The 26,787-nt window shown below is 31.7% G+C and carries 16 protein-coding genes, 2 tRNA genes, 1 rRNA gene and 2 pseudogenes; 12 read left to right on the top strand and 9 right to left on the bottom strand.

The genetic code is table 11. The features are described from left to right. Nucleotides 1-2: 2 nt before the first annotated feature. The 8 genes from PG912_RS11125 (at nucleotide 3) to PG912_RS11090 (ending at nucleotide 12,021) form a co-directional block, all read left to right on the top strand. Nucleotides 3-500 carry a C40 family peptidase gene (locus tag PG912_RS11125; RefSeq protein ID WP_275687579.1) on the top strand — a complete coding sequence of 166 codons (498 nt, stop codon included), beginning with the start codon at nucleotides 3-5 and terminating at the stop codon, nucleotides 498-500. Nucleotides 501-584: 84 nt separating this feature from the next. Next, nucleotides 585-1,361, top strand: coding sequence for a LytR/AlgR family response regulator transcription factor (locus tag PG912_RS11120; protein WP_275687578.1), 777 nt, complete (start codon nucleotides 585-587; stop codon nucleotides 1,359-1,361). A 5-nt stretch (nucleotides 1,362-1,366) separates the two neighbouring features. Beyond that, entirely contained in the window at nucleotides 1,367-2,977 is a 1,611-nt protein-coding gene (locus PG912_RS11115; RefSeq protein WP_275687577.1) for a sensor histidine kinase, read from the top strand. A gap of 114 nt (nucleotides 2,978-3,091) precedes the next feature. Then, nucleotides 3,092-5,599, top strand: coding sequence for a zinc-dependent metalloprotease (locus tag PG912_RS11110; RefSeq protein ID WP_275687576.1), 2,508 nt, complete (start codon nucleotides 3,092-3,094; stop codon nucleotides 5,597-5,599). 5 nt (nucleotides 5,600-5,604) lie between these two features. Beyond that, nucleotides 5,605-8,901 (top strand): SusC/RagA family TonB-linked outer membrane protein, encoded by a 3,297-nt coding sequence (locus PG912_RS11105; protein ID WP_275687575.1) that lies wholly within the window; start codon nucleotides 5,605-5,607, stop codon nucleotides 8,899-8,901. Between the two features lie 15 nt (nucleotides 8,902-8,916). Then, nucleotides 8,917-10,233, top strand: coding sequence for a RagB/SusD family nutrient uptake outer membrane protein (locus PG912_RS11100; protein WP_275687574.1), 1,317 nt, complete (start codon nucleotides 8,917-8,919; stop codon nucleotides 10,231-10,233). A 74-nt stretch (nucleotides 10,234-10,307) separates the two neighbouring features. Next, the gene (locus PG912_RS11095; protein ID WP_275687573.1) at nucleotides 10,308-11,321 is read left to right on the top strand and encodes a hypothetical protein; all 1,014 of its coding nucleotides are present in this window, start codon (nucleotides 10,308-10,310) and stop codon (nucleotides 11,319-11,321) included. Between the two features lie 70 nt (nucleotides 11,322-11,391). Beyond that, nucleotides 11,392-12,021 carry a M48 family metalloprotease gene (locus PG912_RS11090; RefSeq protein ID WP_275687572.1) on the top strand — a complete coding sequence of 210 codons (630 nt, stop codon included), beginning with the start codon at nucleotides 11,392-11,394 and terminating at the stop codon, nucleotides 12,019-12,021. Between the two features lie 86 nt (nucleotides 12,022-12,107). Here PG912_RS11090 and PG912_RS11085 read toward each other — a convergent pair whose 3' ends face one another. The 4 genes and pseudogenes from PG912_RS11085 to secDF form a co-directional block, all read right to left on the bottom strand. Next, a complete protein-coding gene (locus tag PG912_RS11085; protein WP_275687571.1) occupies nucleotides 12,108-12,413 on the bottom strand; it encodes a hypothetical protein in 306 nt (101 codons plus the stop codon). A 416-nt stretch (nucleotides 12,414-12,829) separates the two neighbouring features. Beyond that, a complete protein-coding gene (gene obgE / locus PG912_RS11080) occupies nucleotides 12,830-13,819 on the bottom strand; it encodes a GTPase ObgE (protein ID WP_260584959.1) in 990 nt (329 codons plus the stop codon). A 47-nt stretch (nucleotides 13,820-13,866) separates the two neighbouring features. Beyond that, nucleotides 13,867-14,984: pseudogene (locus PG912_RS11075) on the bottom strand (adenylate kinase). A gap of 87 nt (nucleotides 14,985-15,071) precedes the next feature. Next, complete coding sequence (secDF, locus tag PG912_RS11070) at nucleotides 15,072-18,050, bottom strand: protein translocase subunit SecDF (protein WP_275687570.1); 2,979 nt, start codon at nucleotides 18,048-18,050, stop codon at nucleotides 15,072-15,074. Between the two features lie 205 nt (nucleotides 18,051-18,255). Between secDF and PG912_RS11065 the strand changes: the two genes are divergently transcribed. After that, on the top strand, nucleotides 18,256-19,932 hold the full coding sequence (locus tag PG912_RS11065; RefSeq protein ID WP_275687569.1) for a formate--tetrahydrofolate ligase: 1,677 nt from the start codon (nucleotides 18,256-18,258) through the stop codon (nucleotides 19,930-19,932). A gap of 75 nt (nucleotides 19,933-20,007) precedes the next feature. Here the strand turns inward: PG912_RS11065 and PG912_RS11060 are convergent, their stop codons facing one another. The 5 genes and pseudogenes from PG912_RS11060 to thrS all read right to left on the bottom strand — a co-directional run bounded on the left by PG912_RS11060 (nucleotide 20,008) and on the right by thrS (nucleotide 23,930). After that, nucleotides 20,008-20,607, bottom strand: coding sequence for a hypothetical protein (locus tag PG912_RS11060; RefSeq protein WP_260584963.1), 600 nt, complete (start codon nucleotides 20,605-20,607; stop codon nucleotides 20,008-20,010). 93 nt (nucleotides 20,608-20,700) lie between these two features. Continuing rightward, a pseudogene (gene rplT, locus PG912_RS11055) lies at nucleotides 20,701-21,044 on the bottom strand (50S ribosomal protein L20). Between the two features lie 105 nt (nucleotides 21,045-21,149). Then, nucleotides 21,150-21,347: a 50S ribosomal protein L35 gene (gene rpmI, locus PG912_RS11050; RefSeq protein ID WP_028887164.1), complete on the bottom strand. Its 198-nt coding sequence runs from the start codon at nucleotides 21,345-21,347 to the stop codon at nucleotides 21,150-21,152. A gap of 45 nt (nucleotides 21,348-21,392) precedes the next feature. After that, nucleotides 21,393-21,911, bottom strand: coding sequence for a translation initiation factor IF-3 (infC, locus tag PG912_RS11045; RefSeq protein WP_101043545.1), 519 nt, complete (start codon nucleotides 21,909-21,911; stop codon nucleotides 21,393-21,395). A 72-nt stretch (nucleotides 21,912-21,983) separates the two neighbouring features. Next, nucleotides 21,984-23,930, bottom strand: coding sequence for a threonine--tRNA ligase (thrS, locus tag PG912_RS11040; protein ID WP_275687568.1), 1,947 nt, complete (start codon nucleotides 23,928-23,930; stop codon nucleotides 21,984-21,986). A gap of 826 nt (nucleotides 23,931-24,756) precedes the next feature. On the opposite strand from thrS, the gene PG912_RS11035 reads away from it, so the two are divergent. The 3 genes from PG912_RS11035 to PG912_RS11025 all read left to right on the top strand — a co-directional run bounded on the left by PG912_RS11035 (nucleotide 24,757) and on the right by PG912_RS11025 (nucleotide 26,592). Then, a 16S ribosomal RNA gene (locus PG912_RS11035) occupies nucleotides 24,757-26,274 on the top strand. Between the two features lie 82 nt (nucleotides 26,275-26,356). Then, nucleotides 26,357-26,430: transfer RNA gene (locus PG912_RS11030), tRNA-Ile, on the top strand. A gap of 85 nt (nucleotides 26,431-26,515) precedes the next feature. Further along, nucleotides 26,516-26,592, top strand: a tRNA-Ala gene (locus tag PG912_RS11025). Nucleotides 26,593-26,787 lie beyond the last annotated feature (195 nt).

Genomic DNA, 26,787 nt, shown 5'->3' with positions numbered 1-26,787 from the left:
AAATGTATAAGAATAAAATTTTATTTTTAATTATTATTGGTTTTATCGTTTTTCGATTTGTGAATCAAGAGAGTGAAGAATCGAAAAAAACAAACGATCAACTAAAAATAGAAGGCACTAAAATTAGCAAGTTATTAGAAATTGCCAATTTTTATAATGGTGTTTCGTATATGGCTGGAGGAACAACCAAAAACGGAATGGATTGTTCGGGACTTGTAAATACTTCTTTTAAAAAAATAGGCATTCAATTACCGCGTTCATCAAAAGCTATGAGTGCTAAAGGAAAAGAAATTTCGCTAGTTGATGTGAGATTAGGAGATTTGCTTTTTTTTGATATTGCTCGTTTAAAAGGAGGAATAAACCATGTTGGTTTAATAACTTCAATAGAGAGTGGTGAAATATTTTTTATTCATTCAACAACTTCAAAAGGGGTTATTATATCTTCAATGAATGAATCGTATTGGAAAAATGAATTTGTACTAGCGAAGCGAATATTTTAATCTATTTATAAAATAATTAGTGACGTTAATAGTATTAAAATAATTTAATACTTTTGAACATATCCCTTAAAACCTTATTTAGAAATGAACACATTGAATGTAGTTATTATTGAAGATGAAGATTTAGCTGCCTCTTCTTTAGAAAGTTTATTGCTTAAAAGTCCACATTCAATTTCTGTAAAAAAGCGATTGGAAAGTGTTGAAGATTCAATTCTTTGGCTTAAAGAAAATACCTGTGATTTAATTTTAAGCGACATTCACCTTGGCGATGGCTATAGTTTTGAAATTTTTGAGAATTTAAAAATCTCAACACCTATTATTTTTACAACAGCTTTTGATGAGTACGCAATTAAGTCTTTTCAGTTTTTTGCTATAGACTACTTATTAAAACCATATAGTGAAGAATTACTTAACAAAGCGATAGAAAAATACATAAACCTTAATGAAAATAAAGGGTATACTGATAAGCTAGAGCAATTACTATTGCAAATGAATAGCAAAATACAGCATCAAAAAGAAAAAGAACGTTTTTTAGTATCCAAAGGAAGTTTATCTATTTCTATAAAAAGAGAAGACGTTGCTTATTTTATGGCACAAGGAAAGTATTTATTCTTATTTACTTTTGATAATGAAAGTTATCTTTATGACGGGACAATTTCTAGCTTAGAAGAAGAGCTATCTGAAAAATACTTTTTTAAGATTAATAGGAAATATATTTTACAGCATTCAGCGATTAATAACATATCAAAATACAGTAATAATCGTATAAAAATCGAATTACAACCAAGCTTAAATGTAGAGGAAATGCTTTTAGTGAGCGCTCAAAGAATCAAAGAATTTAAAAAGTGGTTGGATAACTAGTTTTTATGAAGTTTCCGTTAAAAAAAAGAAAGCATCAGTATTATCTCTTAGTAAGTGTATCGTTAATCGTATTGTTTTTTATTGGATATAGATTAATAACTAATAAAATAGCTTTAGAAGCTGAGAGCTTGATAGAGGTTGTTATAAAACAATATGCAAAAGAAAAGGAAAGTATTTTGCAATTTGACTTTAATGAATTTAATAAATTCATTATCGATACTCAAAAAATTATAGAAAGTAGTGATGACTTAGATAGAAGTGAGCTAAAAAATAGATTACTTTTTAATAGTGAATTAGCTTTCTCTGAAGAAAATATAGATATTAGTTTTGTTTACTTTTTAGACGATAATGAAGTTTTAGATTCTTACTTTTTTGGTAGTATGGATGCTAATAAAAGTGTATTAGAAAAGGCGAAATCTCTTGAAGATAAAAACCAAGTTTTTGATACAATTTTAAATTTAAGAGGTAAAACATATTACAGAAAGGTTATCAAACATAAATTGCAAGATGGCACTTTCGTTGTTTTTGGTTATGATATTAACCTGTTGAAGTACTGGAATTATTTTTCACAAAAATATAGTGGTAAAGGAGGGTATGTTACTTTAACGAATAAAGAGGGTGTTTGTATGCTACATCCTGAAATAGGATATATAGGAAAATATGAAACTTCTTTTTTTGATAAAGTTTCGTTGAGCCAGATTGTCAAGAACTTTGAACAGCAGGATTTTAAAAAGAAAAATCAAGTTAAAGTAGCTGTAACTTCTGAATATTTGAATTTAGAAGTAATGCGTTATTATGATGTTATACAGGTGGGTAACTCGGAATTGATTTTAATAACAAGTTTTCCTTTAAATATTTTTATTAAAGAGTCTGTAAACAATATAAAGCAATATTTACTATGGATGAGTTTATTAGCATTACTAACCTTTTTGTTAATACTCGCTTTTTCCCGAAGTCAACTAAGAAGTCAGTATTTAAAAACGCTTCAGTACGAGCAAGAAAGAAAACGATTGGCTATCAGTAATGAACAGTATCAACAAAAAAATGCTCGATTACAGTTAAGTCAGTTGCGAAAAAAGTTAAATCCCCATTTTTTATTCAACACGTTAAATTCTTTACATGCTCTAATAGGTTTAGATAAAACAACCTCTCAGCAGTTTGTACTAAAATTATCTGAAGTTTATAGGTACTTATTAAAAGAAAGAGAGGCTAATTTTACTACTGTTAAAGAAGAGCTAGATTTTTTAAAACAGTATTTCTTTTTGCAAAAAATCAGATTTAATAATAGTATAAACTTAAGTATTGTAGATAATAGCGAAGAAGATAAAGCATTATTCAATAAAATTCCATTTCTAGCATTAGAAACATTAGTAGAAAATGCTATTAAACATAATGAGATAACAAAAAAGAACCCTCTTTTTGTTGAAGTTTTAATAGAAAACGATATAATTATAGTGAGTAACAATTATAATCCAAGAAAAGGCGAGAAAGAAGCAAGCTACAGTGTCGGTTTAAGTTATTTGAATAATTTTTATGCATTTTATAATGTAAATTCATTTAAAACAGAGATTGTTTGGGGTAAATTTAATTGTTATCTTCCTTTATTGTCAAAATAATAAAACTCACTCCTTAAAAAAGTTATTTCACTCTCATTTAGTTTTTAAAAAGCATCTTCAGTTCTACATTTGGTTTCTGGTTAATCAAAATAATTTATGAAGAGGTATTCTCAAATGAAGAACATTAATAATTTAAAAGTACTTGGTTTATTCTTTGTGTTTTTTACTACAGTAGTAACAGCACAAAATAAAGAAGAGAAAAAAGATACTATTAAAAGTACTAGCAAGGTTTCGTACAAGAAATTACAAAAAGAAGGAAGTAAGAAAGAAGGATTGTTTAACGTTTATAGATTAAAAGAAGATATCTATTTTGAGATTCCAGATTCGTTATTATCAAAAGACTTTTTAATTGTCAATAAAGTTTCTCAAGTTCCTTATGCACTAAACGGACACGGATTAAATAAAGGGATGGCTTATGAAACTAAATTAATTAGGTTTTATAAAGATACAGTATTAAATAAGGTTTGGGTAAAAACAATTAACCCAAGAGTAACTTCTCCAAAAAATAATACAATTACACTTTCAGTACATGATAATTTTGGAGAATCTATTATAGAGGGGTTTAAAATTGAGTCAGAAAACGAAAAGAAAACATCGGCTTTAATTAAAGTAAACAGAGTTTTTGACGGGAACGACAAAAGTTTTAATGATTTATTGTCAAATATAGGTTTAGGTGGTAGTGTTAAAACAAAACTATCAAAGATTGAGAACGTAAAAACTTTTTCTAAAAATATAGTAGTAAAATCTCTTTTAACAACTTCTGTATCTGAAGGGAAAAGTGCAGCATTATCTTTATCAGTAGGTGTAACTACCAATATAGTTTTGTTGCCAACTAATATAATGAAGCCGCGTTTTGGTGATAAACGAATAGGTTACTTTAGTAAACCAATGGATTATTATTCTGATAATCAGCATGAAGTAGAACATCGTGAATTAATTACACGCTGGAGGCTTGAACCCAAAAAAGAAGATATCGAAAGATATAAAAAAGGAGAATTAGTAATTCCTAAAAAACAAATAGTATATTATATAGATCCTGCAACCCCAAAAAAATGGATATCATATATTGAAAATGGAGTTTATGATTGGAATAAAGCTTTTGAACAGGCTGGTTTTAAAAATGCAGTAGTTGTTAAGCAAGTTATGAAACAGGATAAAGATTTTGACATTGACGATGTTCGTTATTCTGTAATTACTTACGTGGCATCAGAAAGACAAAATGCAATGGGACCTTCAATAGTAGATCCTAGAAGTGGAGAAATTTTAGAGTCAGATATCATTTGGTGGCATAATTTAATGAAAGGTCTGCACCAATGGATTCGTGTTCAAACAGAGCCTATAAATCCTAAAGCAAGAGCTAATGTTTTTTCAGATGAAATAATGGGGCAGTCTATTAAATTTGTATCATCTCATGAAGTAGGGCACACTTTTGGATTAAAACATAACATGGGAGCATCATTTAGTTACCCCGTAGATTCATTAAGATCAGCCAGTTTTACTAAGAAAATGGGAGGGACTGCACCATCTATAATGGATTACGCTCGTTATAATTATGTAGCTCAACCAGGTGATAATGTAACCGAAATTAGTCCGAAAATAGGAGTATATGACAGGTATGCTATTAATTGGGGGTACCGTTGGTTAGAAGGAAAAACACCTCATGAAGAATTACCAATACTAAACCAATGGATAAGAAAACATGAAAATGATCCATTATATTTTTATGAGCTACAGCAAAGAAAGGTTATAGACCCAAGGTCGCAAAGTGAAGATTTAGGTGATGATGCAGTAAAAGCAAGTGAGTACGGATTAAAAAACTTACAAAGAATTGTTCCTAATATTTTAACATGGACAAAGGAGGAAGGAGAAGATTATTATAGAGCATCTAAGTTATATAAAGCAGTAATAGATCAGTGGGTACTATACAATAATCACGTTATGGCAAATATCGGAGGGATTTATATCAACAATACTATTTATGGTGATAATAAAAATACTTTTGTGCCAGTTCCTGTACAAGTCCAAAAAAAATCATTAGAGTATATAATAACTAAAGCAATTTTGCCACAAAAATGGCTGTTTACCCCAGATTTAATTCATAAAGTATACCCTGTAAGAGATGCACCAGATGGTGAACGATTTTACTCTCCAGTCTCAATGCATCGAGCCTATCAAACAAACATGATTTATCGTCTTATTGAAACAGATAGATTAATGAGAATTGCTGAAAACAAAGTGTTAACGCCTGACAATAAAAAAGTTTTTACAGAAGAATATTTATTTAATAAACTTTTTAAAGCTGTTTTTAAAAAAACAATTAAGAATGAAATTCTAGATATGTTTGATCGTATGACTCAAAAAAATTATGTTGACGTATTAACTGTTGATAGAAACATATTATTGAAGAAAACAAAACAAACAACATTAACAAATGAGCATAAGAACTTTAAAAATGTACACTTTACTTACATCCCCAGAGTGTCAGATGCAGGTTCAAATAAAAGAGCAGAATTAGAAAAAATCTTAAAATTATTAAAAAAGAAAAGAAAGAAAGGAAATGTAGCTACAAAAAACCATTATAATGATATGATAGCTAGAATTGAATATAACCTGAATAACTAATAATTATGAACAAAAAAATATTTTACATACTATTTTTTATCTCACTTTCTGTTTTTGCACAAAAAACGAAAACAATTAGTGGTACAATTATAGATGCGTCAAGAATGGAACCTTTACCAGGTGTTTCGGTTTATGCATCAACAAAAATGATTGGTAGTAAAACCAATATAGATGGTATTATTCGAGCTTCAATGATAGGTTCGACAACTGATTTTGATGGGGATTTTTCCTTTAAAGGATCAAAAGATATAAAATACATTATAATATCATATATGGGATTTGAAACTCAAAAAATTAATGTTGAGAATAAGAGTAAAAATCTCATAATTTCTTTAGAAGAAAAGGAAGAAATTTTAGGAGAAGTAATTGTAACAGGATATCAAAAGATTGAAGAAAGAAAAGTGACTTCCTCTTATGTTAAAATAAAAACAGATGATGTTAAACGTGCTGGTACAGCTAATATTGATCAAATGCTTTCTGGGGAAATTTCAGGAGTACTTGTTCAACCAACTAGTGGCGCACCTGGAGCTCCTGCAAAAATTCAAATTAGAGGTACTTCAACCTTAAATGGTTCTTCAGATCCTTTGTGGGTTTTAGATGGAATTCCTTTACAGGGAAATGATATACCTAAAGATTTTACAGATAAAGATAATATTGATAATTTAAGATCGTACCCTATAGCAGGTATAAATCCTGATGATATAGAGGAGATTACAGTCTTAAAAGATGCCTCAGCAACATCTATTTATGGAGCAAGAGCAGCTAACGGAGTAATTGTAATTACTACAAAAAAAGGTAAAAAAGGTGAAATGAGAATTAATTTTAAAGCAAGTTCTTTTTTAACTTTAAGACCTAATTTTGATAAATTAAACTTAATGAATGCTTCTGAAAAAGTAGACTTTGAATTAGGTTTAGCAAGTAGGTCAGATTTAGTATATCAAAGCGAAAGAGGTGGAGTGTCTCGTATTTTACAAACTTTCGGAGAATATGATAACTTTCAAAACAATGGTTTTTTAAGTATAAACCCATTAGCACAAAATGCTATTAATAATTTAAGAAATAAAAATACTAATTGGGGTAATGAGTTGTATCAAGCAGCAATAAATCAACAGTACGGATTAACACTTTCAGGAGGAAGTGAAAAATCAAGGTATTATTTTTCTTTAGGGTATTTTGATGAACAAGGAACAACAAAAGGAACTGGATTAAATAGGTATAACCTTACTTTTAAAAATGACTATGATGTAAATGATAAGCTAAATATTGGAGTATCAGTTTTTGCAAGTAGAAATAAAAGCACATCATACATTACAGGGATTGATGCATACACAAACCCCGCAAATTATTCAAGAAGAGTAAACCCTTATTTTGCACCATATAATACTGATGGTAGTTATAATTATGATCCAGATTTAATTGAAAGGTCAGATTTAAATTTAAATTACAATCCTTTAGAAGAAAGACAGAATACAAATCAAGAGCTTACATCGTATTCTATTAAACCAATAATTGACCTTACATATAAATTTGATAAAACTTTAAGATTGTACACGCAGTTAGGTATGCAGTTCGATTTTGATCAAACTGAAAAGTTTGGAGGTAAAAACAGTTACTATACTAGAAAATACAGATTTGGGTCTAGATATCAAGATGAAGATGGGAACGATGCTTTTTTTATGCCACAAGGAGGTATAAATCAAAATTGGAATAGTGATGCTTTTCAATACAATTGGAAAACAACTTTAAATTACAACACTTCTATAAATAATATTCATGAAGTTGATGTGATGCTAGGTACCGAGTTTAGAGAAGACAAGCGTACAGAAATTCATACAAAAGGGTTTGGTTTTAATAGTAATACTTTAAGAACCATACCAGTAACAGATGAAAGAGCTTTAGAAAATGAATTGTTTAACCCTTACAAAAAAACAATTAACGAAAATGCATATGCATCTTTCTTTGGAACAGCTTCGTATACTTACGATAGAAAATATACAATCTTTGGAAGCTTGCGATATGATGGTTCAAACTTATTTGGAGTAAACCCAGAGTTTAGATACTTACCTTTATGGTCAGTTGCAGGTTCTTGGAATGTTGCTAAAGAAAGCTTTTTTGATATAGAGGCAATAAAAGAGTTTAAAATAAGAGGTTCATATGGAGTGCAAGGAAATATAGATAAATCAACATCTCCTTTTGTGGTTGGAGAGTATAAAGATGAGACTATTTTACCAGGAAATTCTGAACAAGGAATTAATGTAATATCTGCTCCTAACAAAGATTTACGTTGGGAAAAAACAATCTCATCAAATGTAGGGTTTGACTTAGGTTTGTTTAATAATAGAGTATACGTATCAGCAGATTATTATTATCGTAAAAGTTCTGATTTAATTGGATTACAAGCAATACCTCTAGAATCTGGTTTCAATTTTATTAACACAAATTGGGCAACATTAAGTAATAAAGGTGTTGAGTTGGCTATTAATACCAAAAATATAGTAAAAGACGATTTTAAGTGGAGTACAAGTTTTAATATATCACACAATAAGAATAGAGTAGAGAAAATTCAAATAAAAGACAACGATTTTAAACCTTCTTTATTAGGATATGGAGTTAACGGAGTTTTCGCTATAAAAACAGCAGGTTTAGATAGCAATGGGTTGCCATTATTTTGGAAAGATGGTAATAAAGTAACAGCGGTAGATTTTTATAACTTATCAGAAGGGGTTGATGGAAATCAGTTAACAAGAGAAGAGCATAGAAATTTATATACTTATGTAGGTAATGCAGATCCTGAATTTAGTGGAGGTTTTATTAATAAGTTTCAATACAAAGATTTCAGTCTAAGTATAGCAACTAATTTTAATATAAATCAAACTGTAAAAAGAACACCAACATACCATCCTACACAAGTAAGTCCTACTTATAATTATAATAAAGAAATTTTAAGAGCAGGTACAGGAAATTACCCTGCATTGATTGGTAGTACAACTCCTGGGTTTGAAACAGATTTAGTGTATAATTGGTATCACACATATGATACAGGTAATACATTCAGAGACTTAGATATATGGATAGATAAAATTTCATACATAAGAGTTAATAGTATAAAGTTTGGATATAGTGTGCCAAGTAAATATCTAGAAAGTATGAATGTTTCAAGGTTAAGTTTTAACCTTGAAGGGAGAAATCTATTTGTTTTCGGAACAGATTATGACGGATATTTTGACCCAGAAACTTTTGGTAGTTCATATTCACAACCAATACCAAAAATTATTTCTTTCGGATTTAATCTTTCTTTTTAAAAAATACATATAAAGATGAAAAAATACATATACATATTATTTGCAACAATAATTACGCTAGTTTCATGCGATGATTATTTAGATATTGAGCCAGTTGGTCAAGTAATACCTAAATCAGTAGAAGATTATAGAAGTTTTTTAACTACAGCTTACGGAACGAAAAAAAATAATCATATTTTAACAACATATAGAGCTGATGAATTACAGTTGAGTAAAAGCTCTCCAGGATCATCGCAATATGAAGATATTTACTTATGGAATGATACAAATACTTCACCATTAACAACTCCTTTTTCATATGCTAGTTTCTATAAAATAATTTTTCATGCAAATCATGTAATTGAAAAAGAAACTGAAATTACTGGTGACGTAACAGCTGTTAACCAGTTGGTAGGAGAGGCTTATGCATTACGAGCACTACAATATTTTCAGTTAGTTAATTTATATGCAAAAGCATATAGCGCTACTTCAGCTAACAGTGATAACGGTATTCCTATAGTGACTGAATATAACTTAGATCAAAAATATGATATTCAATCAATTGAGGAAGTTTATGTACAGATTTTAAATGATCTTTCTAATGCTGAAGTACGTTTAAATATTGAACAACAAGCTACTGGTTTAAACTATAGATTTTCAAAGATTGCATTAAAAAGCTTAGAATCAAAAGTGTATTTATATAAAAAAGAATGGCAAAAAGCTGTCATCGCAAGTAAAGAGGCACTTGCTATAAAAAATACAATACAAGATTTAAAAATAGATGACTCAATCATGCCATCAGAGTTTAGTTCTGTAGAATCTATTTTAGCATTAGATCAAGTATCATCGTTTGATATAGCAAGTAATGCTGCAGTTTCAGATCAACTATTAAATAAATATGATCGAACAAATGACTTAAGGTTTAATTTGTACTTTAAGAAAGACGGAAGCGTTTATAGACCAGCCAAAACAGCAAATTTAAAGTATAAGTCAACTTTTAGAGTTGCTGAATTATATTTTAATTTATCAGAAGCCTATCTACAAAACAATGAATTAGCTTTAGCAAAATTAGAGTTGTTAAAAGTAGCTGAAAATAGATATACCCCATCTAAGATGGCTACATATATAACATTCATAAACTCTTTAAATAAAGAAGATTTTTACAAAGAATTATTAGAAGAAAGAGCGCGTGAGTTGGCAATTGAAGGACATCGTTGGAATGATTTAAAAAGAACGTTGCAGCCTGAAATAATTAAATGGTATGAAGGTACAAATTATACATTACAACAAAATGATGATCGGTATGTAATACAATTTCCTAATGATGCTAAAATAAATAATCCCAATTTTTAAAATATAACTCCGGTAAGTGTCAAACGGATTAAAATAATTGATACTCAAAAATTAACAAATTAAATATATACATTATGAAAAAAGTTTTCCCTTTTTTATCTTTAATTATAGCACTTATAATAATAGGTTGTTCTAGTGATGATAAAGATAACGTATCTCAATCATCGTTAAATAGTATTACAAGTTTCAAAATTAATTTTGAAGGCTTAAATGAAGATGATGTTATTTATAACTTAGGAAATAATATTACTATTAGTGTTCCTTATAAAACGAACATTTCAGATTTGGTTACGAATATCACGATATCTGAAAATGCTACAATTGTTCCTGCGTCAGGGCAAGCTGTAAGTTTTGTAGATGGACAAGAAATGCCTTTTATTGTTACTGCCGAAAACGGTACAGATAAAGTATATAACGTAACCATAAACATTCGTGGAGAAGTGGGTAGTGGCTCACAGATAGCAACTTATCATTTTAAAGACGATTTTAGCGAAAGCAAAACGACTTATACTTATGATGATGTTTCTAATTTTATGAAATCTTATTCAGAAGAAGCAGGAGGGACTACCACAACTTATACCTATGTTTACAATGATAAAAATCAAATAATAAAAAGAGAGTCAGATACACAAAGCGTTATATATACATATAATGATGAAGGCTTAATAATAAGTGCTAAACAGACCGATGAAGGAACCGAGTCTTACACATTTTCTTACACTTATAATGATGATAAAAGATTAGAAAAAAAAGAAAGAATAAACAAAGAGAATGATAGAGTAACAAATACAAGTTATACTTATGATGCTTCAGGTAATGTTAAAACAACAACAATTGGAGCAGAAACATTAGAGAATAACTACGACAACAAAAATAATCCATTTAAAGGTTTATATCCTTCATCTTATGCTAAAATTAATGTAGGAGTTGGCCTATCAGAGGTTAATATAAATAACCCTGTACAAGGTAGTTTTTCAACTGATACACCTGTAGTTTATACATATAATACAGACGGATATCCTTTAACTGCTTCATATGTAGTATTTGGGTTCATTAACACTAATGTAACATATACATATTTGAATTAATTGATGTTTCCCCTAGTTAAGCACTCTTAAAATTTATTTTAGGGGTGTTTTTTTATGCAAATTTATTATTATGAAAAAATTAACCATATTATTAATAACTATTTTACTAATTGGCTGTAAAACAAGTGCTACAAAAAACGAAGATATAATTATAGAGTTGACAAATGAAGAGCAACTAAATAAATTGTATCAAGAAAGAATAAAGCCTCTATTTAGTTCGTATAGAGATATAAGGATACCTAATGATTTTAGGATAGACAAAGAAGATAATTCTATTAATGCTGGAGCAGCAGACGGTTATATTGAAGCAAGTCAAGGATTAGTAGATTATGATAAAGAGTATATAAAGGTCTATGTTTTATCTCATGAGATAGGTCATATTGTAACACTTAATCAAGCAGGAAAGTTTGAATTAGGTTCGCAAATACCTTCTGGGATTGAAACAAATGATTATAAAAAAGCAGAGTATTTGGCAGATTTAATTGCCATACATTTAATGCTAACTAAAGAGAGAGTTTATGGAGAAGAATTAAAACAGAATTTAGAAGTAGTTCAATCTTTATTAGGACCAGAAATATTTACACACCCAAGTGCTGTAGATAGAGTAGAAGTAATGAATTTGTATATTGAAAAAAGCTTCAATGAAGATTCAAACATAGCTTTTAAAGAAATTTTTGAAAAAGTATGGAATATGGATTGAAACAGAAAACGCCCCATCGGGCGTTTTTTGCTTTATAAGAGATTATTATGGTACTTCTAGAAAACTTTTTAATTCATTGAGGTAATCTATAAGTGATGTTCTTTTAAATAGCCTTTAATATCAATATGCCATTTAATTTGATGAAATTCAATATTTGGAGACTCGTTTTTGTTATTATCGTCAATTTGTTTTTTGAATTCATCAGTTCTTTCTAGAATTTTCTGTAAAATGTCTTTTAGTTTTTTTGCGGATTCTTTCTCAGTAATCCCTTTGAATAAGAACTCCTTTTGAAATCGATTGAAATTTATAAACTCATTAAGAAGATTCATTAGTTGACTTACTAATTCATCAATATTGGTAATTGAATAATTTATTATATTCTCGCTAATCAAATTAGTGATTTTTTGTAATAATGTTATTTGGTTTTGAAGTTCTTGGTATCTAAGCTCAAAAAGTTTATTTCTTTTTTAATTAATTTGATTTAATAAGATTTGAAAAATACCTACTATTAAGGGAAGTAATAGAATCAGAGCAGCAAGTATTTTATCTGTTCCGTCAATAATTTTACAATTAAAAAATAAGTAAAATATTACTGATGTAATAATTATTAGAGATAGACAAAGCAAAATATAATCCGAATTCTTTCTGATTTTTTCGATCATTTACTTGAGTGTTTAAATTAGTAAAATAACCTACTTTTGTGTAAAGTACTTAAAGATATACGTTTATTATTTAATAATAAAAAAATAAGAATAAAAAGCAACCTCATTTGAGGTTGCTTTTCATAAAGTTTATTGTAGAAAGAATATTAATTTAATACATCCCATAATTTATCTTTCAATTCTTGTAAACCTAATTGGGCTACAGACGAGATAAATAAGGCATCGATACCTTCTGGTAAGTCTTGTTTAATTTCTTCTTTTAATTCGTCGTCTAACATATCTGATTTAGAAATAGCTAATAAACGATCTTTATCTAACAATTCAGGATTGTGCTTACGTAATTCGTTTAATAAAATTTCGTACTCTTTTTTAATATCATCACTATCCGCAGGAATTAAAAATAATAGGGTTGAGTTACGCTCAATATGACGTAAAAAATAATGCCCTAATCCTTTTCCTTCAGCAGCACCTTCTATAATACCAGGAATATCTGCCATTACAAAACTTTTGTGATTACGGTGTTCTACAATACCTAAATTTGGTTTTAGAGTAGTAAATGCATAATCAGCAATCTTTGGTTTTGCAGCTGTTAATACAGAGAGTAAAGTAGATTTACCTGCATTAGGAAAACCAACTAAACCAACATCGGCTAACAATTTAAGTTCAATACGAAACCAGCCATCAGTACCATCAATACCTGGTTGTGCATAACGTGGCGCTTGATTTGTTGACGATTTAAAGTGCCAGTTTCCAAGGCCACCTTTACCACCTGGTAACAAAACAATGTCTTGTTCGTGGTGCGTAACTTCGTGTAAAATTTCGTCAGTATCTGCATTACGGATAATAGTTCCTAATGGTACAGGAACAATAATATCTTTAGCATCGTGGCCAGTACTACGACTTGCACTACCATCACCACCTGGTTCTGCTCTAAAATGACGTTTAAATTTTAAATGAAAAAGTGTCCACATACTTTTATCACCACGTAAAATAATATGACCACCTCGACCACCATCTCCTCCATCAGGACCTCCTTTGGTAATAAATTTTTCACGATGTAAGTGTACTGATCCTCGACCTCCTTTACCAGAAGATGCGTAGATTTTTATATAGTCAACAAAATTTCCTTCAGTCATTGTTTCAAATATTTAAAGAAAAAGAAATTTCTTTTTCTTTATGTAAATTATAATGTATCAAATACGTCTGATAAACGTTTTGTAATATCCGCTATAGATCCTACACCGTTTACGCCGTAATAATTACCTTGTTCTAGGTAAAAGTCTTTTAAAATTGCTGTTTTGGTATTGTATTCGTTAAAACGATTTCTGATTTTACTTTCGTCAGTATCATCAGTTCTTCCACTCGTTTTTCCTCTTTCCAACAAACGATCAACTAATAAGTCTTCAGATACTTCTAAAGCAACCATTCCGTTAATACGTTCGTTTTTTTCACCTAAAAAAGCATCTAAAGCTTTTGCTTGCGATTCTGTTCTTGGAAAACCATCAAAAATAAATCCGTTTGCATCTGCATTCCTTTCTACTTCTGCTTTTAACATATTAATGGTTACTTCATCCGGCACTAAATTTCCGTCATCCATATACGTTTTAGCAAGTAAGCCTAATTCCGTTTTATTTTTGATATTGAAACGGAAAACATCTCCGGTAGAAATATGAACTAAATTATACTTCTCTTTTAATAAATCGGCTTGTGTTCCTTTTCCGGCACCTGGAGGCCAAATAATACGATGTTTTTCATTTTAGGTTGTGTTGTTAATTGATAAATAGCAGGTAAATTTCTACCATAGCCTTTGTAATCTAAACCGTATCCTACAATAAATTTATCTTCAATATTCTTTCCGATATAGTTTATTGGCAGTTCTTTTCGATATACATCAGGCTTGTAAAAAAGAGTGACTATTTTTAGTTCTTTTATGTTTTTGGTTTCGAAAATTTCGTAAATTTCCTGTAAAGTGGTACCTGTGTCAATAACGTCTTCTAAGATAATTACCGTTCGGTTGGTTAGATCTTCGTTGATACCAATTAGTTTTTTTACATTTTCTGTTGAAGCTGTACCTTCATAAGATGCTAATTTTACAAAACTTATTTCACAATCTCCTTTATACGCGCGTAAAAAATCGGCTGTAAAAACAAAACATCCGTTTAAAATACCGATAAATAAAGGAACTTCATTTTTAGGTAAATCGGCTTTTACTTGCTGTGCTAATTTTTTAACAACAGTAGCTATTTCATTTGAAGAAATGAATTCTTTAAAGTATAAATCGTGGAGTTTTGTAATTTTCATCAGACTGCAAAGATAGTTGCTTGATTGTAAATGAAAAAACCGTTTTGAATATTATTCAAAACGGTTTTTGTAATCTATATAAGAATGTTATTCTTTGTCTTCTTTTTTAGAAGCATCAAACATAATTGGTGTTGCTACGAATAATGATGAATACGTACCTACAACTACACCTACGATTAATGCGAACATAAATCCTTTAATAGAATCTCCTCCAAAGAAGAAGATAGCTAACATTACTAATAATGTAGTTAAAGAGGTATTTATTGTTCTTCCTAAAGTGCTACTTAATGCTTTGTCTACTAAACCAGCAGTAAATGTTTTGCTTTCGCCTGCATATTCTCTAATTCTATCGAAAATTACCACGGTATCATTTAATGAGTATCCTACTACTGTTAAGATAGCTGCGATAAATGATTGTCCGATTTCCATATCAAAAGGCATAAATTTGTAACAGATAGAAAATACTCCTAATACCACTAATACATCGTGGAATACTGCTGCTACTGCACCAATAGAATAAGACATTTTTCTAAAACGTAATAAGATGTATAAGAATACTACAAGTAATGAACCGATTACCGCCCATAATGCAGATTTTTTAATATCATCAGCAATGGTTGGCTCTACTTTCATGTAGCTCATAATTCCGCTACCAGCTTTTTCAAATCCAGGTTTAAAGTCTTCGTAAGAAGTTGTACCTAAATGAGATTTTAATCCGGTATATAAAGCATTCTGAACTTGTTCATCAACTTCAGTACCTTCTTCATCAATTTTAAAAGCTGTAGTTATTTTTAATTGATTATCTGAACCGTAAGTTTTAACCTCAGGAGCAGCTTCAAAAGCACCTTGTAAAGAGGAAGCAACTTCAGTAGCGTTCATTGGTTGATCGAAACGAACAACATAAGAACGACCTCCTTTAAAGTCAACTCCTTGCTTTAATCCTAAAGTAAAGATAGAAACTAAACCAGTAAGAATAAAGAATCCTGAAACGATGTAAGCTAACTTACGTTTCTTTAAAAATTCGATGCTAATACTGTTAAACCAGTTTTTAGAAATATTTGTGTTAAAAGTTAAGTTTGCACCTTTATTAACAGATCCGTCTATAAATAAACGAGTAATAAAGATAGCAGTAAATAAAGAAGTTGCAATACCTAGCATTAAGGTATAAGCAAAACCTTTAATTGGTCCAGTACCAAAAACAAATAAGATAAGACCTGTTAAGAACGTTGTAATGTTTGCATCGATAATTGCAGATAAAGCTCCTTTAAAACTAAATCCTTCACTAACGGCTGTATTTAAATCTTTACCACCTCTTAAGGCTTCTTTAATTCTTTCGAAAATAATTACGTTCGCATCTACCGACATACCTATGGTTAAGATAATACCAGCAATACCAGGTAATGTTAATACTGCATTAAACGATACTAACCATCCGAAGATAAATAAGATATTTACTAATAAAGCAATATTTGCATAAATACCCGCTTTACCGTAGTATAAAACCATCCATATTAAGATTAATAAAATTGCTAATCCGAATGACCAGATACTTGCATCAATAGATTCTTGACCTAATGACGGCTCTACAACTTCCATTTGAATAATTCTTGCAGGAGCAGGTAATTTACCAGCTTTTAATACTGTAGCAATATCTTGTGCCTCTTCAACAGTCATCGTTCCTCCAGAAATCTGAGTGCTTCCTCCAGTAATTGCTCCGTTTACAACAGGAGCAGTATATACATAATCATCTAAAACAACAGCTACAAATTTACCAACATTTTCGCCAGTCATTTTCGCCCATTTTTTGGTACCACTAGCATTCATTAACATTGAAACAACTGGCTTGCTTAATTGATCGAAATCCTGATTTGCATCAGCAATTACATCACCATCAATTGTTGGCTTGTCGTTTCTGTTAGATTTTATGGCATATAAACCAATAATTTCAGAAGTTCCATCAGCACTTGGTTTTGCTTTATAATCCCATAAGAATTTAACGTACTTTAAATTAGTAGGTAATAAAGCTCTTACACTCTTATTAGCAAGTAAACTGTTTACTTTAGCTGTATCTTGTACTCTAGCTTCTGCAACTAAAGAGCTCATTTGTTGTTGATTTTGAGCTACACGAGGATATAAATAAGTAAATAAGTTTTTTTGATTTTCAACCTTAGTTGAATCAGCAGATGCACCTAATAGATCATCGATGTCATCAGTTTTTGTAGAATCTTTAACTTTTTCAGTAGTAGAATCGTCTTTTAACAATTCAGCAACCTTTGCATTTGCAGCAAAGAAAAAGTTTTGAACTTCAGCATTTGTATATACTTCCCAAAACTGTAATTCAGCAGTACTTGTAATTAATTTAGTAACACGCTCAATATCTTTAGCTCCTGCTAATTCAATTTGAATTCTACCAGAGTTACCAATACGTTGAATACTTGGTTGAGTTACACCAAATTTATCAATACGGCTACGTAATACTTCAAAAGAAGTATTAATAGAAGTATTGATTTCTTCTTGAAGAACTTCTTTTACTTCAGTATTCGTTTTATTAAAGTCTATTTTTTCACGTAAAGATTTTGTTCCGAATATTGCAGGATCACTTAATTTAACGGTTCCGTTACTTAAAGTTTCGAATTCGCTAAAAAATAAATCTAAGTAATTATCTTGACTTGCTTTTTGAGCTTCGCTAGCTTTTGCTAAAGCTTCTCTAAAAACAGTATTGTTTGAGTTATTAGCTAAAGCAACTAAAATATCTTTTACAGATACTTGTAAAATTGCATTTATACCACCTTTTAAGTCTAAACCAAGGTTCATTTCACGCTCCTTGATGTCGTTATAAGTGTACTCAGCAACGCCTAAATTTACTACTTTATCATTAGCAACACTATCAAGATATTTTCTTTCAAATCTAGCTAACTCTCTACCGTTGTTATCTTTAACGTTTTCCTTTGCATATACCTTAGCGCTATCTTCTACTTTATTAGCAAAAAATGTAAACGACAGTTGGTACAAGCTTACTAATCCGAAAAGGACAGCAAATAATTTAATAAGACCTTTGTTCTGCATCTATAATAGTTTAATTCGAGTTCTTTTTTAAAACGTGCAAATATAGTATTTCAAAAAAGATTTGCCAATTCTTTTACCATATTTATCTGTTTACGCTATGTTTAGTTAAATTATGCTAACAATTATCAGTTTTTATAGGAATTATATTATGTATATTTACTTGTTTTTTTAACACAATTATTCACTTAAAATTATACAATTCGCGATGGCGCATTTAACAGATATAGAGATAGCACAAGCAAAAGATTTACAACATATTAAGCATATAGCAAATAAACTAAATGTACAAGAAGACGACTTGGAAATGTATGGAAAATACAAAGCTAAATTACCTTTGCACTTAATTGATGAAGATAAAGTAAAAGAAAATAATTTAGTTTTAGTAACCGCCTTAACTCCAACTCCTGCCGGAGAAGGTAAAACAACCGTTTCTATTGGTTTAACCGAAGGTTTAAATAAAGTAGGTAAGCAAGCTACCGTGGTTTTAAGGGAGCCTTCTTTGGGATCGGTATTCGGAATTAAAGGAGGTGCTGCTGGAGGGGGATACTCTCAGGTAGTACCAATGGAGGATATCAATTTGCATTTTACAGGTGATTTCAACGCTATTGAAAAAGCAAATAATTTATTAGCAGCTTTGATAGATAATAACTTGCAAAGTCAAACGAACAATCTAAATATAGATCCGCGTACTATTTTATGGAAACGTGTTATCGATATGAACGATCGTGCATTGCGTCAAATTACGATAGGTTTAGGTGGTATAGGAAACGGTATTCCTCGTGAAGATGGTTTTAATATTACGCCAGCATCCGAAGTAATGGCAATACTTTGTATGGCAATGAATTTTGATGATTTAAAAAAACGATTAGGAAGCATATTTATCGGATTCACTTTTGATAAAAAGCCTGTTTTTGCGGCTGATTTAAATGCGCAAGATGCGATGGCAATTTTACTAAAAGATGCCATTAAGCCAAATTTAGTACAAACGCTAGAAGAAAACCCTGCAATTATTCATGGAGGTCCTTTTGCAAACATCGCACAAGGAACCAATACGATTATTGCTACTAAAATGGGCTTGTCATTATCTAATTATGTGGTTACAGAAGCAGGTTTTGGAGCAGATTTAGGAGCAGAGAAGTTTTTAAATATTAAATCTGCATACGCAGGATTAAATCCCAAGTGTGTAGTGTTGGTTGCAACTATTAGAGCTTTGCGTCACCATGGTGGAGCAGAGAAACAAGAATACAATACACCTAGTTTAGAAAAAGTTAAAGACGGATTCAGAAATCTAGAAAAGCATATCGAGAATATTCGAAAATTTAATATAGAACCAGTAGTTGCAATCAACTCATTTATTTCTGACTCTGAAGAAGAAGTAAGTTTTGTAATTGATGCTTGTAAAAAACTAGGTGTTGAAGCAGTTGTTTCAGAAGGTTGGGCAAAAGGAGGAGAAGGAACAAAAAACTTAGCAAAAGCAGTGGTTAATGTAGTTGAAAATAAAGCAACACAATTCAAACCTTTGTATGATTGGAAAAGTCCTGTAAAAGATAAAATAGAAAAGATTGCAAAAGAAATTTATGGTGCCGATGCTGTTACTTATGAGAAAAAAGCAGCATTGAATTTAAGAAGGATTGATAGGTTAGGGTTTAATGATTTTGCCGTTTGTATGGCAAAAACACAAAAATCTTTTTCTGACGACGATAAATTGATAGGAAGGCCAGAAGGTTTTACTATAAATGTACGCGAAATAGAGATTGCAGCAGGCGCACAATTTGTAATTCCTATTTTAGGTAAAATGATGCGAATGCCTGGTTTACCAGCAACACCAGCTTCAGAACATATGAGTATTGATAATAATGGTGTTATTTCTGGATTGTCTTAAAATGATTTAGATCGTGAAAATAACAAGCCCCGAGTTAAAAACTCGGGGCTTGTTATTTTATAATAAATATGTAAACTAATTTACACCACGTTGTTTGTTAATTTCGTCTTGTAGTTGGCGTCTTAACTTTTGTTCTTTGTCAATAGCATTTCTTTTGTGTTGTTCAAACTCATTTTCAACATCAGCCAATAAATTTCTTGTTTCTTTCGTGATAGAGTAGCTACCGTTAAATTTAAAAATAAAAAAAGCTAGTCCAATTAGTAATCCCCCAATAATACTCCAAAGGATAGTATTGTAAGTGCCTTTGTTTAATAATACCCCAAAGAAAGAAAAAGCATCTTCTTTTTCTACAGATACAGATAGATTACTTTTTAAAGTAGTAATTTCTTCTTTTAAAGCCTCTGATTTTTTTAACTGTTCATTTATTTTCAGTTGTTTCGTAACAACATCTTTTTTGATAACAGAAATGCTATCTAATATGTTTTTCTGAAAGCTTACAAACTGAGTACGTTTAATCATTTTATACTCTTGCCAGTTATTTGACATTCGATAAATTTTTGTAAACTGATTCTCTATCGTATTAGGTAATGCTTCTACCTGAGCTTTAGATAAACGATTTTGTGCTGTAATATTTTGCGTTAATATTATTAGGAATAGAATTCTTAAAGTTTTCATAGATGAGAATTTTATGTAAATATTGAGTCTAATGGGTTTAAAAAAACCCAAACGTTTAAGTTTGGGTTTTTAGTATAAGCAAGTATATGAAACTTATTTTACTTTTTCTACAATGGCCTTAAAAGCTTCTGGGTTGTTCATAGCTAAATCGGCTAAAACCTTACGGTTTAATTCGATACTATTAGCTTTAACTTTCCCCATAAACTGAGAGTAAGACATTCCGTACTGACGAGCTCCTGCGTTAATACGCTGAATCCATAATGAACGGAAGTTTCTCTTATTGTTTTTACGGTCACGATAAGCATATGTCATCGCTTTTTCTACCGCATTTTTTGCTACTGTGTAAACGTTTTTACGTCTTCCAAAGTAACCTTTTGCTGCCTTCAAGATTTTTTTCTTCTTCTTCTTGAGGCTACTGAATTTACTGATCTTGGCATAATTCAAATGGTTTTTTGTAGTAGGCGATCGAATATTGATACTTAATTGAGCCTAACTCCATGGTTAATAATTAAATTCCCTGGCTAACAGATTAGTTTAAAATATTATTTTAAAACTAATTGTTGCTTAATGTTTGCTACATCAGACTTGTGTACTAATGTTGCGTGTCTTAAAGCAAGCTTACGTTTTTTAGACTTCTTTGTTAAGATATGGCTTTTAAACGCGTGCTTTCTTTTGATCTTACCAGAACCAGTTATCTTGAAACGTTTCTTGGCACTAGACTTTGTTTTAATTTTAGGCATCTTTGTTTTTTAGTTTATCTTGCTTATATATTGTGAATGATTTACTTATTTAGCCTTTTTAGGCGCAATAAACATAATCATACGTTTTCCTTCTAACTTAGGCATTTGTTCTACCTTACCGTGTTCTTCTAATTCTTGCGCTAATTTTAATAATAAAATTTGCCCTTGTTCTTTAAATACAATCGAACGTCCTTTGAAGAATACAAAAGCTTTTAATTTAGCTCCGTCTTGTAAAAACTTAATGGCATGTTTCTTTTTAAATTCATAATCATGCTCATCAGTTTGAGGTCCAAAACGAATCTCTTTAACGATAACTTTTGTTGCCTTTGATTTTAAAGCTTTATCACGTTTTTTTTGTTCGTATAAAAACTTCTTATAATCAATAATTTTACAAACAGGAGGTACAGCTTTCGGTGAAATTTCAACTAAGTCTAACTCTTGTTCGATGGCCATTTCTTTGGCTTTTTCTAAAGGATAAACACCTACTTCGATGTTTTCGCCTACAAGACGAACTTCATCAACATATCTAATTTTATCATTAATTCTATGTTGATCTTCTTTAATTACCCTTAGCGGTCTACGTCCGCCTCTTCTTCTAATTGCTATGACTCATGATTTTAAATTAGTATTCTTTTTTTAGTTTCCAAAAGGAACCAATGTTTTATTAACTTCTTTTTGTATCAAAGAGATGAACTCTTCTATAGTGAATGTTCCAATATCTCCTTCACCGTGTTTTCTTACAGATACCGTGCCGTCTTGTTCTTCCTTTTCACCTACAATAACCATAAATGGTATTTTGCTTACTTCTGCATCACGAATCTTTCTTCCTGTTTTCTCACTTCGGCTATCTACCAGGGCGCGAATTTCGGAATTTTCTAACAAAGTTAAAACTTTTTTAGTATATTTTTGATATTTATCACTGATAGGCAATAAGATAACTTGCTCTGGAGTTAACCAAAGTGGAAAATTTCCGCCTGTATGCTCCAATAACACAGCGATAAAACGTTCCATAGAACCAAAGGGTGCTCTGTGAATCATTACCGGTTGATGCAACTGATTATCGGCTCCTTTATAGGTTAATTCGAATCTTTTAGGTAAATTATAGTCTACTTGTATGGTTCCTAATTGCCAACTTCTGCCTAAAGCATCCTTAACCATAAAGTCTAATTTAGAGCCATAAAAAGCAGCTTCACCTTCTTCTATAACAAAATCTAAACCTTTATCTGTTGCAGCATTTATAATTGCTTGTTCAGCAATTTCCCAAGTTTTAACGTCACCTATATATTTGTCTGGATTTTCCATATCTCTAATAGAAACCTGCGCAGTAAAGTCTTCAAAACCTAAAGATTTAAATACATAAAGTACTAAATCGATAACTTCTTTAAATTCTTGATCTAGTTGTTCAGGTGTACAAAAAATATGTGCATCATCTTGCGTAAAACCTCTTACACGAGTTAATCCATGTAATTCACCGCTTTGTTCGTATCTATATACAGTTCCAAATTCAGCAAAACGCTTTGGTAAATCTTTATATGAATGTGGTTTAAAATTATAAACCTCACAGTGATGCGGACAGTTCATAGGCTTTAATAAAAACTCTTCATCCATTTTAGGAGTTTTTATTGGTTGAAAACTGTCTTCACCATATTTAGCATAATGACCAGAAGTAACATATAGTTCCTTTTGTCCGATATGAGGCGTCATCACCATTTCGTAGCCAGCTTTCTTTTGTGCTTTCTTTAAAAAATCTTCAAGTCTTCCTCTTAAGGCAGCTCCTTTAGGTAACCATAAAGGTAATCCTGCTCCAACTTTTTGTGAAAACGTAAAAAGCTCTAACTCTTTACCTAATTTTCTGTGGTCACGTTTTTTAGCCTCTTCCAATAACTCTAAATACTCAGTAAGCATTTTTTGCTTCGGAAAAGTGATACCATATATACGTGTTAATTGCTTATTTTTTTCGTCACCTCTCCAATAAGCACCAGCAACACTCATTACTTTAATAGCTTTTAGTATTCCAGTATTAGGAACATGTCCACCTCTACATAAATCGGTGAAATCACTATGGTCGCAAAAAGTAATATCCCCATCAGTTAAATTTTCAATTAATTCAACTTTATATTCATTTCCTTCTTCTTTATAATAAGCTAAAGCATCAGCCTTAGAAATCGAACGGAGTTTAAATTCATGTTTACCCCGAGCTAACTCTAAAAACTTCTTTTCTATAGCAGAGAAATCCTTATCAGAAATTGTTCCTTCTCCCAAATCAATGTCATAATAAAAACCATTATCAATTGCTGGTCCTATCGTTAACTTCGCATTTGGGTGAAATTCTAAAATAGCTTGTGCTAATACGTGTGCAGAAGAGTGCCAAAAAGCCTTTTTCCCTCCCTCATCATTAAAAGTGTATAGTATTAAAGAGCCGTCTGTAGTAAGCTGGGTATTGGTTTCAATGGTGGTGCCGTTAAAACTTGCTGAAATAACATTTCTAGCAAAACCTTCACTTATACTTTTAGCAACATCCATTGATGTTGCACCAGTTTCAAATTCTTTAACGCTTCCGTCTGGTAATGTAATTTTAATCATTATATATATGTTATGTTTAATTCCCTTACAAGTGGGAATTTTCAAAACACAAAGATATTGCAAAAGCGTTTTTAATACAATATATATGAGAGCTATTTTCATGGCGTGTCAATTTCTTTAAAATTGTCAGGCTTTCACTACTCGCTTTTTTACAGAAAATGGTAAAAAGAGCTCAAACAAGCGGTTCAATCCCTCACGCGAAGAGCACAATTCATTAACAATATAAGGACAAAACAATAAAAGACAAGATTAAAACAGTTGTTAAGTAGTTGTATAACAGCGATAATAAAATACTTTAAAAAAAAGGTAGTTGTTATGTTAAAAAAGGAACCTATATTTGCACCCGCTAAGGGAAAAACGAGTGTTTAGAATTTAGTAAAGTTCATTAAGATAAGGGTTAAGATATCATCAAAAAAAGGTAAAAAATAAGTTAATTTTCACTTGTTTAAATCGAAAGAAAGAGAGTATCTTTGCAGTCCGTTTTAAATACGGGAGTTCATTAAAATCCAGCAAAAAATTAAACTAAAAAAAACTTCAAAAAATTTTTGTCAGTTTTAGAAAAGTTTATAGATTTGCAACCGCTTTAAGAGAGTGAAGCGATCAGAGAAATTTTGGAATGATTTTGTAATAAGAATCAGTTAGTTCGAATCTAGCATTTCTACAAGAAGGTTGAGTTAAAGAGATGAGATAATACTTGTCATTGGCGACTTGCCAAGTTCATTGAAAATATTGAAATTGACAGCGTAAACAAAGAGTAGAATAACCACGTTCTAATTCGTTAGAACAAATTCTTTTGAAACTTATTCATTAATATTATTTAAAATATACAATGAAGAGTTTGATCCTGGCTCAGGATGAACGCTAGCGGCAGGCTTAACACATGCAAGTCGAGGGGTAACATTGTGCTTGCACAGATGACGACCGGCGAACGGGTGCGTAACGCGTATAGAATCTGCCTTGTACAGGAGGATAGCCTTTAGAAATGAAGATTAACACTCCATAATGTATAGAAGAGGCATCTCTTTTATATTAAATATTTATAGGTACAAGATGACTATGCGTCCTATTAGCTAGATGGTAAGGTAACGGCTTACCATGGCAACGATAGGTAGGGGGTCTGAGAGGATTATCCCCCACACTGGTACTGAGACACGGACCAGACTCCTACGGGAGGCAGCAGTGAGGAATATTGGTCAATGGAGGCAACTCTGAACCAGCCATGCCGCGTGCAGGATGACTGCCCTATGGGTTGTAAACTGCTTTTATACAGGAAGAAACATTCCCTCGTGAGGGAACTTGACGGTACTGTAAGAATAAGGACCGGCTAACTCCGTGCCAGCAGCCGCGGTAATACGGAGGATTCAAGCGTTATCCGGAATCATTGGGTTTAAAGGATCCGCAGGCGGTCAATTAAGTCAGAGGTGAAATCCCGTCGCTCAACGACGGAACTGCCTTTGATACTGGTTGACTTGAGTTATACGGAAGTAGATAGAATAAGTAGTGTAGCGGTGAAATGCATAGATATTACTTAGAATACCGATTGCGAAGGCAGTCTACTACGTATATACTGACGCTCATGGACGAAAGCGTGGGGAGCGAACAGGATTAGATACCCTGGTAGTCCACGCCGTAAACGATGGATACTAGTTGTTGGGTTTATTCTCAGTGACTAAGCGAAAGTGATAAGTATCCCACCTGGGGAGTACGGTCGCAAGACTGAAACTCAAAGGAATTGACGGGGGCCCGCACAAGCGGTGGAGCATGTGGTTTAATTCGATGATACGCGAGGAACCTTACCAGGGCTTAAATGTAGAGTGACAGGGCTAGAGATAGCTTTTTCTTCGGACACTTTACAAGGTGCTGCATGGTTGTCGTCAGCTCGTGCCGTGAGGTGTCAGGTTAAGTCCTATAACGAGCGCAACCCCTATTGTTAGTTGCTAACAGGTCATGCTGAGGACTCTAGCGAGACTGCCGGTGCAAACCGTGAGGAAGGTGGGGATGACGTCAAATCATCACGGCCCTTACGTCCTGGGCTACACACGTGCTACAATGGTATGGACAATGAGCAGCCACTATGCGAATAGGAGCGAATCTATAAACCATATCACAGTTCGGATCGGAGTCTGCAACTCGACTCCGTGAAGCTGGAATCGCTAGTAATCGGATATCAGCCATGATCCGGTGAATACGTTCCCGAGCCTTGTACACACCGCCCGTCAAGCCATGGAAGCTGGGGGTGCCTGAAGTTCGTTACCGCAAGGAGCGACCTAGGGTAAAACTGGTAACTAGGGCTAAGTCGTAACAAGGTAGCCGTACCGGAAGGTGCGGCTGGAACACCTCCTTTCTAGAGAAAGATGGTGAGTTACAAAAGGGAAATTTTACTCTTTGCTGTTAATTTTAAAAAAACACTAATAACAAGCTATTATAGTCTCATAGCTCAGCTGGTTAGAGCGCTACACTGATAATGTAGAGGTCGGCAGTTCGAGTCTGCCTGAGACTACAAAAAGGCAAGTTATTAGAAAGGAAATTCTGGAAACAAGAGGATTCGACATTCAAATCTGGATAGTAATCTAGAGTTTTATAATGGGGGATTAGCTCAGTTGGCTAGAGCGCTTGCCTTGCACGCAAGAGGTCATCGGTTCGACTCCGATATTCTCCACCAGGTAGCACCTGGAGGCAATTTATTAAAATTGTTTCAGAGTGCTATAAGAATCAATTTGATAAAATACATATCAATTGCGATTCGCAATGTTCATTGACATATTGGTAAAATGATATCGTAAAGAAATCAAGATAGAGAAGTTAATCTTCGGATTAACAACAATATTTTTATAAAAATAAATAATTATAAAGAGCT

The sequence above is a fragment of the Tenacibaculum retecalamus genome, assembly GCF_027941755.1.
Classification (GTDB): Bacteria; Bacteroidota; Bacteroidia; order Flavobacteriales; family Flavobacteriaceae; genus Polaribacter; species Polaribacter haliotis_B.
This window is presented reverse-complemented; position numbering and strand designations above follow the sequence as displayed.

Coding starts and splice junctions, on each gene's coding strand:
- PG912_RS11115 (WP_275687577.1), top strand. CDS start 1,367: ATGAAGTTTCCGTTAAAAAAAAGAAAGCATCAGTATTATCTCTTAGTA.
- PG912_RS11100 (WP_275687574.1), top strand. CDS start 8,917: ATGAAAAAATACATATACATATTATTTGCAACAATAATTACGCTAGTT.
- PG912_RS11090 (WP_275687572.1), top strand. CDS start 11,392: ATGAAAAAATTAACCATATTATTAATAACTATTTTACTAATTGGCTGT.
- PG912_RS11095 (WP_275687573.1), top strand. CDS start 10,308: ATGAAAAAAGTTTTCCCTTTTTTATCTTTAATTATAGCACTTATAATA.
- PG912_RS11120 (WP_275687578.1), top strand. CDS start 585: ATGAACACATTGAATGTAGTTATTATTGAAGATGAAGATTTAGCTGCC.
- rpmI (WP_028887164.1), bottom strand. CDS start 21,347: ATGCCTAAAATTAAAACAAAGTCTAGTGCCAAGAAACGTTTCAAGATA.
- obgE (WP_260584959.1), bottom strand. CDS start 13,819: ATGACTGAAGGAAATTTTGTTGACTATATAAAAATCTACGCATCTTCT.
- PG912_RS11125 (WP_275687579.1), top strand. CDS start 3: ATGTATAAGAATAAAATTTTATTTTTAATTATTATTGGTTTTATCGTT.
- secDF (WP_275687570.1), bottom strand. CDS start 18,050: ATGCAGAACAAAGGTCTTATTAAATTATTTGCTGTCCTTTTCGGATTA.
- PG912_RS11065 (WP_275687569.1), top strand. CDS start 18,256: ATGGCGCATTTAACAGATATAGAGATAGCACAAGCAAAAGATTTACAA.
- thrS (WP_275687568.1), bottom strand. CDS start 23,930: ATGATTAAAATTACATTACCAGACGGAAGCGTTAAAGAATTTGAAACT.
- PG912_RS11060 (WP_260584963.1), bottom strand. CDS start 20,607: ATGAAAACTTTAAGAATTCTATTCCTAATAATATTAACGCAAAATATT.
- PG912_RS11110 (WP_275687576.1), top strand. CDS start 3,092: ATGAAGAACATTAATAATTTAAAAGTACTTGGTTTATTCTTTGTGTTT.
- PG912_RS11105 (WP_275687575.1), top strand. CDS start 5,605: ATGAACAAAAAAATATTTTACATACTATTTTTTATCTCACTTTCTGTT.